General features: G+C 52.6%; 9 protein-coding genes. 6 read left to right on the top strand and 3 right to left on the bottom strand.

What is annotated here, in order from left to right:
• The first annotated feature begins 68 nt into the window (after positions 1-68).
• Entirely contained in the window at positions 69-1,733 is a 1,665-nt protein-coding gene (gene glnS / locus Q3O59_RS07800) for a glutamine--tRNA ligase (protein WP_305945020.1), read from the top strand.
• 54 nt (positions 1,734-1,787) lie between these two features.
• Here glnS and Q3O59_RS07795 read toward each other — a convergent pair whose 3' ends face one another.
• Positions 1,788-1,988, bottom strand: a complete 201-nt coding sequence (locus Q3O59_RS07795; protein WP_305945019.1) for a DUF3185 family protein — start codon at positions 1,986-1,988, stop codon at positions 1,788-1,790.
• Between the two features lie 184 nt (positions 1,989-2,172).
• Here Q3O59_RS07795 and Q3O59_RS07790 point away from each other — a divergent pair, with 184 nt between their 5' ends.
• From Q3O59_RS07790 to efp, 4 genes are read left to right on the top strand one after another with little or no spacing between them, the layout of a single operon-like run.
• Positions 2,173-2,715, top strand: coding sequence for a hypothetical protein (locus Q3O59_RS07790; protein ID WP_305945018.1), 543 nt, complete (start codon positions 2,173-2,175; stop codon positions 2,713-2,715).
• The gene (locus Q3O59_RS07785) at positions 2,715-3,089 is read left to right on the top strand and encodes a hypothetical protein (RefSeq protein ID WP_305945017.1); all 375 of its coding nucleotides are present in this window, start codon (positions 2,715-2,717) and stop codon (positions 3,087-3,089) included. The genes Q3O59_RS07790 and Q3O59_RS07785 overlap by 1 nt, the downstream gene beginning before the upstream one ends.
• A gap of 3 nt (positions 3,090-3,092) precedes the next feature.
• Entirely contained in the window at positions 3,093-4,274 is a 1,182-nt protein-coding gene (gene earP / locus Q3O59_RS07780) for an elongation factor P maturation arginine rhamnosyltransferase EarP (RefSeq protein ID WP_305945016.1), read from the top strand.
• Positions 4,274-4,834: an elongation factor P gene (efp, locus tag Q3O59_RS07775; protein ID WP_228590685.1), complete on the top strand. Its 561-nt coding sequence runs from the start codon at positions 4,274-4,276 to the stop codon at positions 4,832-4,834. Before earP ends, efp begins: the two co-directional genes overlap by 1 nt.
• A gap of 86 nt (positions 4,835-4,920) precedes the next feature.
• Here efp and Q3O59_RS07770 read toward each other — a convergent pair whose 3' ends face one another.
• Both Q3O59_RS07770 and Q3O59_RS07765 read right to left on the bottom strand, forming a co-directional pair.
• On the bottom strand, positions 4,921-5,859 hold the full coding sequence (locus Q3O59_RS07770; protein ID WP_305945015.1) for a GGDEF domain-containing response regulator: 939 nt from the start codon (positions 5,857-5,859) through the stop codon (positions 4,921-4,923).
• A 1-nt stretch (position 5,860) separates the two neighbouring features.
• A complete protein-coding gene (locus Q3O59_RS07765) occupies positions 5,861-12,412 on the bottom strand; it encodes a trifunctional serine/threonine-protein kinase/ATP-binding protein/hybrid sensor histidine kinase/response regulator (protein ID WP_305945014.1) in 6,552 nt (2,183 codons plus the stop codon).
• Positions 12,413-12,603: 191 nt separating this feature from the next.
• Here Q3O59_RS07765 and Q3O59_RS07760 point away from each other — a divergent pair, with 191 nt between their 5' ends.
• The gene (locus tag Q3O59_RS07760) at positions 12,604-14,838 is read left to right on the top strand and encodes a TonB-dependent receptor (RefSeq protein ID WP_305945013.1); all 2,235 of its coding nucleotides are present in this window, start codon (positions 12,604-12,606) and stop codon (positions 14,836-14,838) included.
• The last annotated feature ends 5 nt before the right edge of the window (positions 14,839-14,843 follow it).

Here is a 14,843-nt window from a genome sequence, read left to right as displayed (position 1 = left end):
TTAAGTGCAGGTTTCGCTGTTATAATGAGCCAAATTTTCGTTTGCACCAGAAAAGGATTCAATCAGTTATGGCGGACGTTGATCATCGCCCCAGCAATTTTATTCGTCAAATCATTGATAAAGACTTAGCCAGTGGCAAGCACAGCTCGGTGCATACCCGTTTTCCGCCAGAGCCCAATGGCTTTTTGCACATTGGCCATGCCAAGTCCATCTGCCTGAACTTTGGCATCGCCGCTGATTATCAGGGCAGCTGCAATTTGCGCTTTGACGATACCAACCCGGAAAAAGAGAACATCGACTTTGTGCACTCCATCCAGCAGGATGTGAAATGGCTGGGTTTTGACTGGGAAGAGCCGGTGCATTATTCCTCGGATTATTTCGACCAGTTGTATGGCTTTGCCGTTGAGTTGATAAACAAAGGCCTGGCCTATGTTTGTTACTTAAATGCGGAAGAAATGCGCGAGTACCGTGGCAGCCTCACTAAGCCTGGCAAGCACAGCCCGACCCGTGATACTTCGCCGGCAGAAAACCTCGCTTTGTTTGAGAAAATGCGGGCTGGTGGTTTTAAGGAAGGGGAGTGCTCGCTGCGAGCCAAAATCGACATGGCATCGCCCTTTATTTGCATGCGTGATCCTGTTCTTTACCGAGTGAAGTTTGCCCACCACCACCAAACCGGTGACAAATGGTGCATTTACCCGATGTACGATTTTACCCATTGCATTTCCGATGCGCTGGAAGGTATTACTCATTCCTTGTGTACCCTGGAGTTTCAGGACAACCGCCGTTTGTACGACTGGATCCTGGACAACATCAGCATTGATTGTCACCCGCAGCAAATTGAGTTTTCCCGCCTGAATCTGGAATACACCGTGATGAGCAAGCGCAAGCTGCAAACCCTGGTGGAAAAAGAACTGGTGCAAGGCTGGGATGATCCGCGGATGCCAACCATTGCCGGCTTGCGTCGCCGTGGCTACACCCCGGAGTCCATTCGCGAGTTTGCCAAGCGCATTGGTGTCACCAAGCAAGACAACATCATTGAGATGAGCGCTTTGGAGTCGTGCATTCGGGACGATTTGAATGTGCGGGCACCTCGTGCCATGGCTGTATTGGAGCCGTTAAAAGTAACCATCTGCAATTATCCGGATGATGAATTGCAATGGCTGGACGCGCCCAATCACCCGAACGATGATAGCTTGGGACAGCGGAAAGTGCCGTTTGGCAAGGTGGTTTACATCGATCAGGCTGATTTTCGGGAAGAAGCCAATAAAAAGTACAAACGCTTGGTGACCGGCGGCTGCGTACGTTTGCGCAATGCCTATGTGATTCAGGCCGAAGAAGTTGTTAAAGATGACGATGGCCACATCATTGAGTTGGTCTGCAGCTATTTACCAGAAACCCTGGGTGAAAACCCAGCCGATGGTCGCAAAGTTCGTGGTGTCATCCACTGGGTCGAAGCCAGTCAGGCAGTGGCCGCAGAGTTCCGGGTCTATGATCGCTTATTTAAGGTGGCGAACCCGGCTGCCGAAGAAGACTTTTTGCAGTGTTTGAACCCGGACTCGCTGGTGGTGAAACAAGGTTGGGTCGAGCCATCATTAGCGCAAGCCGAAGCTGGCAAAGCGTATCAGTTTGAGCGCGAGGGCTATTACTGCGCCGACAGCCAGGACTCGACACCAGAGCGCCCGGTATTTAACCGTACCGTTGGCTTACGTGACAGCTGGAACGACGGCGCTTAAAAGACCGCTGCTTTGTCTGGGAAAGGGCCTGCTTGCATGGCCCTTTTTTATTGATTAGCGGCCTTTTCGCAGCAGCAAACCCAAGCCCAGGATGACGGCAATGACACCCAGCACCAAATAAAGCACCGTGTTGTCGGTGGGGTTTCCGGTCAGTACTTCGGTAATTTGCGATGCGGTTGAATGGTACTCGGTGTAGGAAAAATAGAGTAAGATGGCTCCGGCAGCCAAAGCTGCAATTCCAATGATCCGTTGCATAACACCTCGCTTTGTTGATTGAGTTCCATTGTTGAAGGGCCTGTTGACCCTAGTCTTCATAATGCTAGTTGAAAATCAGAAAATTGCTTGGTATTTTCGAAGTTTACGGATTGCGATGGTGGTTATGGCCCCTTGTTGCGGCAGTGACATCAAGGCAACATAGGGCAGCAGCGGGAAACAGAAGATGGCATCGGGACGTGACGAAAAAATAGAGCTGGAGCACGAAGCGGCCCGAATTTTTATGCGGCTGTACGAACGCGACTTTGGCGTTAAAATGCGTCATATCTGGCACAATGAACCGCGCCGGCCAGATGTTTCCTGCTATTACGACGATCAAAAGCTGGATCTGGAAATTGCCCACCTGTACGGCAGTGAAGCTGAAGCCATGCATATCCTTGGACGTGAGCTCAGTCCTCATACCCACCGTGAGCTGCTGCAGTTGATGCGAATGCCGGCGGAGGCCCGGCTGGTGGCCGCATTGAACAGTTTATTGGCCAGTAAGGCTGAAAAACGCTACGACAGCAAGCGTGTCTGGTTGGTGATCCGCAATGCCAACCCCTTGTGGACCCGGGATGAAATGCTGGCACATTTTCCACGACTGCATCTACCGGCCTCCCACCCTTTTGAACAAGTCTGGGTGATTGGCGACATGCTTGGAGAAAGCGGGTTGTTGGCGCTTTACCCTCTCTTACAGCAAGTGCATGACAAGCAAAAGGAAAGGACCTAATGCTGAATTTTTATCACCGGATGGCTACTTTACTGGCACCTGGTTTTTGGTTGGTGTTTGCCGGAGCTATTGCTTCCGCACTGGTGTTTGTTTGGCAGCTGTGGCACAGCAGAGTGCCACATCAAAGCTCGGTGCTGTTCTGGCTACTGCTGATGCTGGTTTGTTTGGCGGCTTTGTTGGTGATTAAATTATTTCGAACACCAGCCCCGCGGATCACCAGCGACATGGGCTTCTGGCAGCGACTGAAAGCCAGGGTGGTGCGGTTGGGCTACTTGCTGCTTGCGCTGATGACCAGCGGTTTGCTGCTTGCCATCGCCGTGCTGGGATTGCGGGTGGGTTTTGGCAGCTTGATGCGCTTGTTGCTTGGAGCCTGATGGATGCGCTGGGATATATTTTGCCGGGTGATCGATAACTTTGGTGATATCGGTGTTTGTTGGCGCCTGGCCAGTCAGTTGCGGCAAGAGTATGGTCTGAATATCCGGCTCTGGGTGGATGATTTAGTCAGTTTTCAGCGTATTTGCAGCGAGGTGCAGCCAGCGTTATCCCATCAAAGCCTGTCCGTTGGCGTCGAAGTGCTGCATTGGACAAAGGATGTTGATGGGCTGGTCGCTGAAGCTGGGAGCGCCCAGGTGGTGATTGAAGCTTTTGCTTGCGAGCTGCCGTCCAGCTACCTCAACGCCATGGTGCAGACCAAAGTGGCGCCCATCTGGCTGAATCTGGATTATTTGTCGGCCGAAGATTGGGTCGAGCAGTGCCATGGTTTGCCTTCACCACATCCTCAGCTGCCGCTGCAGAAGTATTTTTTCTTTCCCGGTTTTACCGACAAAACCGGCGGCTTGCTGCAACGAGCTGAACAACGTTGCCTGCAGCAGCACTGGCTGGCGCACGGTGGCCGGCAGCAGCTGCTGCATCATTTTGGTGTGCCCACGGCTGCGCAGTCCCATCAGCTTATTTGCCTTTTCGCATACAGCCATCCCGATCTGGCTGCTTTGCTAAGGCTTTGGGGACAGCAAACTGAGCCTGTAACTTGCCTGGTACCGGCCGGGGCTTTGGTGGAGCAGTTGCGTCAGCTCTGGCCAGAGCTAATCCACACCGATGTACTGCAACTTGGCCGCTTGCGTTTGCAGCTGTTGCCTTACCTGCCACAACAGCAGTTTGACCAACTGCTTTGGTGCGCCGATGTGAACTTTATTCGCGGTGAAGACTCACTGGTGCAGGCGATTTGGGCGGGTAAGCCCTTTGTTTGGCAGCTGTACCGACAAGATGAAGACCAGCAGCTGACCAAGTTGGCGGCGTTTTGGCAGCGGTTTACCGCTGATATGCCGTCTGAGCTGGAGCAGCGACTGTGGCCTTTGTGGTTGCATTGGAATAACCAACAAGGGGTTGTTGCCGATTGGCAAGCGGTGTTACCGCTATTACCAGATTGGCAGCAGCACTGTACACAATGGCATAGCCGGCTGAACCTGCAGGGGGATCTGGCAAAGAATCTGGTGCGTTTTGTTGAAAATAAATTTATACTAACGCCAAATTTTCCAGGTAAGAAGAAACTACTGTTATGATGAAAACTGCACAAGAATTGCGCGCTGGTCAGGTGATTATGGTCTCTGGCGAGCCAATGGTTATTTTAAAAGCAGAGTACAACAAGTCCGGTCGCAATGCGGCTGTGGTTAAAATGAAGCTAAAAAACCTGCTGAACAGCCAGGGAACTGAAACAGTTTACCGTGCTGATGACAAGTTTGAACAAGTGATTCTGGAAAACAAAGAAGTCACTTATTCTTACTACGCTGATCCTATGTATGTCTTTATGGACGAAGAGTACAACCAGTACGAAGTTGAAGCCGAGAACATGGAAAGCGCCCTGAAGTATTTGGGTGATGGCATGCAGTGTACTTTGGTGTTCTATGGCGAGCGTCCTATTTCGGTAGATTTGCCGACCATCGTCGTGCGGGAAGTGGTCTACACGGAGCCTGCGGCCAAAGGCGATACCACTGGCAAAGTGATGAAGCCCGCTAAGCTGGATACCGGCTTTGAGCTGATGGTGCCAGCCTTTGTCGAAACCGGTGATCGGATTGAAATTGACACCCGGACCGACGAGTACCGCAGCCGGGCTAAAAGCTAAAAGCTAAAAGCTAAAAGCTAAAAGCTAAAAGCTATCGATTAACAACAAGGAGCTTCGGCTCCTTGTTTGTTTTTAAAGCGGCAGATTTACTCTGGGCAATACCAACACAAACGGTTTTTTCCCTGCTGTTTGGCCTGGTACAGCCTATCATCCGCTTGCTTCAGGCAATCCTCCAGCTTGTGTTGTCGGTTCGGCGAGCAACAGATACCCCCAGCGCTTAACGTGATCACATCGCTGACCGGGGAGAACTCATGGGGAATGGCCAGCTGAGCCAAGGCGGCAAAGCAATGCTCAATCAGTTGCTGGCTGCCATGTTCGGTGCTGTCTGGTAGCAGCATGACAAATTCTTCTCCGCCATAACGGGCAATAAAATCATGCGGGCGTTTTAAACTGTCTTTCAGGCAATGGGCAACCTGGTGCAGTACCTTGTCGCCGGCAGCATGACCATAGTGATCGTTGTATTCTTTAAAGTGATCGATGTCCAGCATCACCACACAAAGCTGGCTTTGCTGACGGATGGCGCTGCGCCAATACTGTTCCAGCAGTTGACTGTAGCGACGCCGGTTGGCAATGCCGGTCAGTGGGTCGATGTGGGCCAGTTGCTCCAGCATTTTTCGCTGGCGGGTCAGCTGCAGATGCAGTCGGACCCGGGCCTGCACTATGGCGGCGTGGAAGGGCTTGTAGATGTAATCACAAGCACCAAGGCGTAGCCCTTGTTCTTCATGGCTGCTGTCGTTTAGGGCGGTAATAAAAATAACCGGGATAGCACTGGTCAGACTGTGATGCTTTAATCGTTTAATCAGCTCGAAACCACTGATGCCAGGCATCATCACATCCAGTAAGATCAAGTCTGGCAGGTACTCGGTGGCTTTTCGCAACCCTTGCTCTGCCGAGTGTGCCAAAGTCACATCGACATCCTGACGCAAAATATCTGCCAGAATCTTCAGATTGGTTTTTTGATCATCGATGATCAGCACCCGTTGCCGGTGGTTGACGCCAGACTCCATTGATGTGGCAGAATCCATTTCACTCGGGCTCCAATTGTTGCAACAGGGCTTGCAGCAGCTCGCAAGCCTGCTCAAACTCGATATTGGCTACAGTATGGCTGAGTTCGGCAACTTTTTCAGCATAGACAGACTGCCCCAATTGTTGCTGCAAACGTTCCAGCATCGGTTCAGCCGCCAGATCAGATTGCTGCAGCATCGGCAGCAGAGCTTGCAGTTTCTGCCTGAGCTGTTGATTTCTCAGGACTTGCGAAGCAGCGCTGTTGCTAATACCGAGGCGCTGGTGCAACAAAGCCAGCAGCTGCTCCAATTGCGACAGCAAATCTGGCAGGGCCAGGGTTTGAGGTGGCGTTTGTCGTAGCTGGCTTTCCAACTGCTCACACAGTGCAGCAATGCCAAAAGCACCAATGTAAGCAGCTGCTGCTTTTAGCGAGTGAGCTTCATGCTGCAGGGCTTTGAAGTCTTGCTGCTGCAATTGAAGCCGCATTTTCTGTGGCAACTGCTGGTGTTCGTTGTAAAAAATAGGCAACAAGTTGCTGTAGATGGCCGCCTGGGGTCCGAGGTTTTTCCTGGCCTGCTGCTCATCCAGCAACGGGGGCTCTGTACCCGGGCTGTGGTGTTCAGGTGGGGGCCCGGAGGGAGCCGTCATGGTTTGGCCGGGCAAGAAACGACCAAGAGTCTGATACAGCTGGTCGGGATCGATGGGTTTGGTCAGGTGGGCATTCATCCCGGCATCCAGGCTTTTATCAATATCCTCCTGCAAGGCATGCGCGGTCATGGCGATCACCGGCATCTCGGTGAGCTTTAGCTCCTGACGAATTTTCCGGCTGGCTGTTAAACCATCCATTTCTGGCATTTGAATATCCATCAGTACCAGGTCGTAGTGATGTTGCTGCAGCAGGTCAAGCGCTGCCTGCCCATGCTCAGCGCAGTCGATGTCCGCTTCGGTATCTTGCAAGAAACCGAGTGCAACCTGACGGTTGATCAGGTGGTCTTCTACCAGCAGCAAGCGCTTGCCCTGTAAGTTTGGAACCTCGCTGCCCAACGGCGCTGTTGGCGCCGCTGCACCTTGTTGTTGGTAAAGCAGGGGGCTGATGGCATCCAGCAACATGGAGTAGTTGACCGGCTTTTCCAAAAACTGTTCAATTTTCACATCTTTCATGCTGGCTTTGGCCTGGGCTTTGTCGTAGGCCGATACCATCAATATATGGGGGCTGCGTGATCCCAGCCGCTGCTGAATACTGCGTGCGGTTTCGATGCCATCCATCCCCGGCATGCGCCAGTCCATCAGGATAAAGTCGTAGGGGTGCTGGCTGCTTTCTGCTTGCTCTATGCGCCTTATGGCATCCTGACCATTGCTGCATTGCTCTGCTTGCACACCCAGTTCATCCAGTTGCTTTAGCAAGACCATGCGGGTTAGTGCCATGTCATCCACCACCAGGGCGCGTAGTTGACGCTTTACCAGTGCCTGATATTTTTGCTGTGGCTGGTACTCCGAGGCTTGCAACTCAATGGTAAAGTAAAAGGTGCTGCCATAACCGGCCTCACTCTCCAACCAGATTTCCCCCCCCATCAATTCACAGAGTTGTTTGCAGATGGTGAGGCCAAGGCCAGATCCCCCGTACTTACGGGTGATGGACTCATCGGCCTGGTTGAAGGACTGAAACAGCCGTTTTTGTTGTTGCTCGGTCATGCCGATGCCGGTGTCTGTGACCGAACCGTGCAGTTTGTAGCGCCCGCCTGCTTGAGGGGTGCCATGCAGCATCAGGCAGACGGAGCCGCTTTCGGTAAACTTAATGGCGTTATTGAGTAAATTCACCAACAGCTGCTGGATCCGCAGCGGATCGCCTATCAGTTCGGCTGGGATCTCCGCTGACAAATCGGCCACCAGTTCAAGGCCTTTGCTGTGTGCTTTTAGAGCAGTCATATGGATGGCTTGTTGCACCACATGACTGAGCGAAAATCGATTTTTTTCCAGACTGAGTTTGCCGGCTTCGACTTTCGAGAAATCCAGAATATCGTTGATCAGGCTTAGCAGCATCTCGCCGGAACCTCGAATCTTGCTGAGGTAGTCTTGCTGCTCTGGATCCCGACAGTCTCTGCTCGCCAGTCGGCTGAGGCCAATCACGGCATTGATCGGGGTACGGATTTCATGGCTCATGCGGGCAAGAAATGCCGACTTAGCCTCAGTTGCTGCTTCTGCCTTGATTTTAGCCTGCGCCAGATCCCGGGTGCGGCTGGCAACTTTTTGCTCCAGGTTGCGATTGGCTTCCAGCAGTTGTTGCGACAGCCGGGCGTTGTCAAACAAGATAGCCGTTTGATTGGCTAACAATTGCAGCAGTTGAATGCCTTCCTGACGAAAGACACCGGTCAGAGCCTGATGCTGCAAATACAGCACACCCCGGATCTGATCATGCACCACCATGGGAATGCACAATACAGCTTTGGGGCCTTCGTTGGCTGGTGGGTAAAGGTGGCTGTGGCTGGTGTTATTAATCAGTCGGCTTTGTTTGGTTCGATGCACCAAATTCAACAGTTTTTCTGGCAGTACCGGTGGTGGCTGCACCGTGCTGGCTTGCAGCTCGAGCTTATCTCCATCAGACAGCATCAGCAGACAGCCGTCTTGTGCGCCGGCATTTTCCACCATCAGCTGCAGCATTTGCAGCAGGAATGCCTGCAGATCGATCTCGCCTGCCAGGGTTTCTGCCGCTTTTAACACCGAGGCTAAGTCCAGCTGTTGGTCGGCAGAGCTATCGGCTGCAGCCAGCAGCATCGGATGCTGAGCAAGTTCAGGTGCATCCAACATCATTTGTTGTGTTTTGGCATGGCATTGCCAGTGGTGATAGCACAGCCAGGCACTGGCAGTGTGCTCCCGGGCATAGGCGGGCTGCTGCATTCGCAGCCAATAATCGGCAGCCAGCTCATGTGCCAGCGCAGTATGCTGGGTAAAGCTCTGTGTCTGGCTAAGCTCAATAGCTTGTTGGTACAGCTGCCAGGCGTCGATAGCACCGGTCAGGCAGGCTTGCTCGGCCTGAAGCAGTCGCAATTTATGCAGGTGATTGCTCGGGCAGTGGTTGGCCCAATCGCTTAGCTTGTCAATCGCACTGTGCAGTTGTTGCTCAAGCTGATTTTTCTTATCTGGAGTTAAGCCCTGTTGGTGCAGATAGCGGGCGGCGGTCAGCCCCTGGAAAAAGTAAAACTCAGTTTGGTGGTACAGGGCCAGAGCCACGTCGGCTAAAGGGGCGGCGGCTTGCAGATGCTGTTGTTCGTCACCGCTTCGCATGATGAAGGCTTGCATCAATTTTAGGCAGTGGTAACAAAACAATAAGGTTTTATTCTGTGGTTGCTCAAGTTCGCTTAACTGGGTGGACTCAGAAAAGTCCGGTCCTTCCAACAAAGTGGCCTGAGCAGGGGTATCTTGCATGCTTAGCGTAAACTGTTGCCAGAGCTGACAAAACTGCAGGTTGTAGGGGAACTGTTTCTCGCTTAAAAACTGAATGCTTTGTTCACCAAACAGCTGCACCTGAGCCAGTGGCTCCCCACTTAATACCCGGTAAAAGCTGCCAAAGAGCACGGCATGAGCGGCGTATTCAAGTTGTCCATCCTGCAAGCCTAAATGGTGGCTCTGCTCTAACGCTTGCAGTGACTGCTGGAGCGGCGCTCTCCAGGGTAAAACAGCAGCGGCACGTTGGAATTGCAGCTGAGCACGATACTTCTTGTCAAAACCTGCATCGACTTGCACGGCCAGATCGGCAAACTCCAGGGCTTCACTGTATTGACCAAAGATAGCAATCAGGTGCATGGCGTGTCCGAGGTAGCCTAGCGCAGAGGCACTACTGTGGCCATGCTTCAGAGTGAGAGTGAGCAGATGATAGCTCACCGTCATGTAATGCAGTGGGCTGATGATGTAGGCCACGGTAAACAACATACCGAGAATTTCCATCATTTGCAGTTGCAAAGGGTCCTGGGCTTTTTGTTGTTGCAGCAATTGCCCGATGGTATCCCGTTGATACAGTTGCAACACGCCAGGGTAGAGCGCTACCATTTCTGGCTGAGCAACGATATCAATGCCAAGTGGTTTGAGTTGTTGCTGAGCAAGCTCGTAGGCTTCGGTCAGTTGATTCCTGGCAAAATGAATCAAAATCTGTTGCTGACAGCTGCGTAAACGCTGCAGCGGATCCGAGCTCAGACTATTTAACTCTTCACAACAATGCCAGGCAAGGGCGTACTGCTGTGTCAGATAAGCACTTTGTGCCAGTCCAAGCAAAAGCTCCGCCAATAGTGGGTGCTTGTTGTGCTCGCTGAGCAGATCACAGCCTTGTTGGAAAAAGCGCTGGGCGTTGAAGTACGCATTGCTGCTGAGTGCTTTACGGCCCGCCGTTAAATTAAGCTCTGCCAGGTGTTCGGCAGCAATGTGCCGCAAACTCAGTGGTAAGGCTAAATTAAAATGGTGCAGGTAAGTCAGGACTTCGCTTTGCTGCTCATTGGCGCTTAATCGGCTGAAGTAATGCAGTGCGATTTGCAAGTGCAATGCTAATCGTTCATCCGGGCTGACCAGCTGCAAAGCCGCTTGTTGCAGGCGGTCATGAGCAAAACGCACCGCGTCCAGTTGCTGGCCATCGCTGGTGGTATAAGCAATCAGGATGCCGCTGTTGATGGCTTCGGCCAGTTGCTGTTCGAGCTCTGGCGGTGATAGCTTCGCCAACTGTGCCAGAAGCTGGAAACTGACCCGCTCGCCTAAAATGGCCAACCATTGAAACAGCTGCTGAGTACGGCTGGGGAAACGATGCAAGCGATCAGCTGTGATGCTGGCATGGTTGTCGCTGATACTGAGCTCGGCGATAGCCTTTTGATCCCACTGCCAGCTTCCATCGAGCTGCAATTGCAACAACTTGCTCTGGTAAAGCTTTTGCATTAGTTGCTTCAGGTAAAATGGATTGCCACTGGTTTTTTGCAGCAGCAATTCAGCCAGCGGCTCGAAGGTATCGGCGCTGCCATGCAAGGTGTCGGCAACAAACTGCAAGGTAGCCCGGCTTGATAGCGGCTTTAAATCCAGCTGTTGTTGCTGGATTCGACTTTGCTGGAATTGCTTCAGGGTAAAATGCAGTGGATGCTGATCATCAATTTCATGGTCGCGATAACTGATCAGCAGCAACAAGCGAATGTCAGGTGCTATGTCTGCCAGCTGCTCCAGCCAACGCAGTGTGGCCCGATCGGCCCACTGCACATCATCCAGAAACAGCACCAGACTGTAGTTTGCCTCACTGATGGCGTGCAAAAGTCGGAGCATTAACTGATCAAAGCGGGCCAGCTCGGATGCCGCTGCAAGCGAAGATGGCTCTTTCATTGGCTGATTGTTGCTAGCCAGCAACGACTTCCATTCCGGTACCAGCTCCCACAACAAAGCGCCATCATCGCCCGCTGCTTGTTGCAGCCGTTGTTGCCAGTCTGCCAGGGCTTTAGCTGGTTCTTGCAAGATGGCTTCTGCCAGTTGACCAAGAGCAGAGGTCAGCGCTGAGAAAAAACGATTTTTAAGGTACTGATCGTGCTTGCCTTGTACGAAAAAAGTAGGGTGCCCTAAGGTTGCTGGTGGCAGCTGCTCGATCAGGCTGGTTTTGCCTGAGCCAGAATAACCTCGGACCAGCACCAACTGACTGCGGTTATCGCGAGCCCTCTGATAAGCATCAATCAGTTTTTCAACATCCTGCTCGCGTTCATAAAGTCGCTCGGGAAAAGGCAAAGTCTGCATACCGGAAAAAAGCGCTGGTACAAAAGGCTCGGCGCTTACTGGTTGTTCACAGCGCCTGAGGTCAGATAGCACGGCATCAATTGATTGATAACGGGCATTGGGATCTTTCTGCAATAAGGCATCAATGATACAGGCCAGTCTGCTATCGAGCTCGGCTAATAGTTCGATTAATGGTTGCGGTGTTTTGGCAATATGGGCATGGATCAGTGCCAGCGGCTCTTGCTGCAAAAACGGAAAGTCACCGGCTAAAATGGCATAGCTAAGGACACCCAGTGCATAAAGATCGGCGCGCTGATCCAAGGGGCAGTTGATGCGGCCTGTCGCTTCCGGTGCCAGGGTGCGTAGGCTTGACAGCTCAAGGGTACTTTGGTGCAAGCCTGGCCGTACTGTCTGAATGGTGGATGCCTGTGGGCAGTGGATAAGAAGCGCTTTATCAGCATGGGCAGACCAAAAAATAGCTTCGGCTTTGATTTCTTTCAGGATGTAACCTGCCTGATGGGCTTGTTGAACCAGCCGTGCCAGACTGATAATAGCGGCTAGCGCCTGGATTCGACCTTGTTGCACCTCGTGCTGTACTTGCTGGAAGTTCAGCAAGCCAGATTCAGCCGACAGCACCTCAAACAGCTGATGCGACTCGGTGAAAGTGGCGACTTGCTCAGGTAAAAAATCGGGACGAACCGGTGGCGACTGAGCTGGCTGCTGTTGTTGCGATGTACTCAGTAATAAAACGTGCCCCAGTCCGGTATGAAAGGCTGTGAACAACCGATGCGTCGCACTTAAAGAGGGAAGCTCGTGGACAGCACTAAAATCACTCAGTCGATACATCGGATTCTACCTTTAACACCTTGTTTCAAGCATATAATCATTTACAGCAACAATAAAGGGTACTGCAGAGAATGTCATCGGCACAGACTTTTCATTTGAGTTGTCAATGATACTCCGATAGTATTTTATTTCTAACTTAAGTACTAGCTGAGCCGGCAAATTGCTGCCTGGTACCCTCAGTAGGAACCGCTATGATGATTCGATTTTCTGCCACCGCCGCTGCGGTGGCACTTGGTTGTTATGGGATGGCGACTTCTGTTCATGCCGCCAATGACATGGACTCAGAACTGGATGCAATCGAGCGTATCGAGGTGCATGCGCAGCGCCGGCCACAAGATCTGCACGATGTCTCTGTTGCCGTAACACTGATAGATGGTGAGCAGCTGCAACAGCGTCAGATTAAAGATGCGGTTGAACTGGCCAACCTGGTGCCAAACTTTGTTGCCAGCCAGGCGGCGGCTGAAGGTACGACCCCGGCCTTTACCTTGCGTGGGGTCGGAATGTTTGATTACAACACCTCAACGGTTTCCCCAATCGCCATCTACAGCGATGAGGTGGTCAGTGGTGGTGCCAATTTTATGACCGGTCAGCTGTTTGACCTGGAGCGGGTCGAAGTGCTGCGTGGTCCTCAGGGGACCCTGTTTGGCCGCAATACCACTGGGGGAGCCATATTGCTGCGCTCTCGTTTGCCGGAGTATGAGTTCGGTGGCTATGTCCGAGCCAGCGCCGCAGAGCAACAAAGCTACCGGATTCAGGGCGCTGTTAATGCACCGCTCACTGATACTACTGCCGCACGCTTTGCCTTTAACTGGCAGGATTACCAATACAGCATGAACAATCTGTTTCCTGGTGCCAGTGGTGGTGGCATGGAGCAAGCCAGCTTCCGATTGCTGGTTAGCAGTGAGTGGCAGCAGTGGTCGGTGTTGTGGCGCTTGCATTCGGAACATTGGACTGGGCAGCCTAAGCCTGTGTACAGTGCTGGTGTTTTTCGCAACCTGGAAACGGGGGAGTGGTGCAGTCCGGCCGAGGTGGGTAGCCGTCATTGTGTCGATAACTTTGGGTTTTCGGTGCCCAGCGATGACTTTTGGACCACCAGCGCCAATACCCAGCACAAACGCAACCGCACCGACAGCTGGGGCACTAGCCTGCAACTGGAGCGCGAGCTGAGTGCTGCCCTTAGTCTCAAGTCGATAACCGCTTACAAAAGCTTTAACCGCTTTCACTCCTGGGATGCCGATGGCCCCGGCCAGTTTATTGAAGGAGTGCTTGGCTCGGACAATGACTTTTTCAGTCAGGAACTGACGTTGTTCTGGCAACAGCCAGAGCGTTTCTGGACGGCTGGTTTGTTTTATCTCAACGAGCGACTTGAGCAAAACAATGAGTTGGATCTGTTCCGGGATTTTCGGGCGGTGCCGGCTCTTGCCGATGTGCCTGCCACCTTTATTTACCACAACCAGTTACGCAATGAAGCCATGGCGGCCTATGCACAGCTGGAACAACAACTGAGCCCTGACTGGCAGCTGGTCGCTGGACTGCGTCTGACCGATGAGCAAACCCGTTATCATGCCAATGCGGATTTGGATACGGTGGCATTTTACCTGGCTGATTTGTGGGACCTTGGTGGCAAGGTTGCGGACACCGAGCTCAGCGGCAAGCTGGCCTTATTGCAGCGGTTAAATCCGCGCCACAGTCTGTATTACAGTTATTCACGCGGCTACAAGAGTGGTGGCTACAACGCTGGTTTTTCGACCAGCCCCGAAGAAGCGGCCGACTCAAGCTACGACCCTGAGTATCTGGATGCCTGGGAGCTGGGAAGTCGCTGGCGCTCTTCGGATGCATCCTTGTTGTGGGATCTGGCGCTGTTTTATTACCAGTATCGAGACCAACAAAGTTTTGTCAATATCAGTACGGGCACAGCGCCGTACCATGTGCTGAAAAACGCCGGTGATGGTCGTGTTTTGGGACTGGAGTCTGACTGGCGTTACCGCCCTTTGGTAGCCACCGAGCTGATGCTCAGTTTGGGTTATATTCCGAAGGCCAAGCTAGGGGAGTACCGTGAGGGCGATATTCTGGTGTCCGGTACCCGTTTGCCTTTTACTCCTGAATGGACTCTGGCGGCCAGTTTTACCCATCAACAGCAACTGGCCGGTCAGACACTGGACTGGCAGCTGGGTGTCCGTTATCAGTCGGCCATCTATTTTGATCAGTACGAGGATCCCTATGCCCGCCAGCAAGGCTATGCCCTATGGCATGGCCGGCTTGGTTGGCAGGCAACGCCGGATTTAGAGCTGGCACTTTGGGGAAAAAACCTCTTTAATCAGCGCTATGCAGAGCTGAAGTTCGACTCTGTTGCAGCCCTGGGAGCCTATACCCAGTTGCGCGGGGAGGCTCGCCAACTGGGGCTGGAAGTCCGTTATCAGTTTTAACTGGA

The sequence above is a fragment of the Alkalimonas delamerensis genome, assembly GCF_030717955.1.
Classification (GTDB): domain Bacteria; phylum Pseudomonadota; class Gammaproteobacteria; order Enterobacterales; family Alteromonadaceae; genus Alkalimonas; species Alkalimonas delamerensis.
Note: the sequence above shows the minus strand (reverse complement) of the source record. Positions and strands in the feature narration are given on the sequence as shown.

Bases quoted from the DNA above. Each gene is read 5' to 3' on its own strand.
- glnS (WP_305945020.1), top strand. From the start codon at position 69: ATGGCGGACGTTGATCATCGCCCCAGCAATTTTATTCGTCAAATCATT.
- Q3O59_RS07795 (WP_305945019.1), bottom strand. From the start codon at position 1,988: ATGCAACGGATCATTGGAATTGCAGCTTTGGCTGCCGGAGCCATCTTA.
- Q3O59_RS07790 (WP_305945018.1), top strand. From the start codon at position 2,173: ATGGCATCGGGACGTGACGAAAAAATAGAGCTGGAGCACGAAGCGGCC.
- Q3O59_RS07785 (WP_305945017.1), top strand. From the start codon at position 2,715: ATGCTGAATTTTTATCACCGGATGGCTACTTTACTGGCACCTGGTTTT.
- earP (WP_305945016.1), top strand. From the start codon at position 3,093: ATGCGCTGGGATATATTTTGCCGGGTGATCGATAACTTTGGTGATATC.
- efp (WP_228590685.1), top strand. From the start codon at position 4,274: ATGAAAACTGCACAAGAATTGCGCGCTGGTCAGGTGATTATGGTCTCT.
- Q3O59_RS07770 (WP_305945015.1), bottom strand. From the start codon at position 5,859: ATGGATTCTGCCACATCAATGGAGTCTGGCGTCAACCACCGGCAACGG.
- Q3O59_RS07765 (WP_305945014.1), bottom strand. From the start codon at position 12,412: ATGTATCGACTGAGTGATTTTAGTGCTGTCCACGAGCTTCCCTCTTTA.
- Q3O59_RS07760 (WP_305945013.1), top strand. From the start codon at position 12,604: ATGATGATTCGATTTTCTGCCACCGCCGCTGCGGTGGCACTTGGTTGT.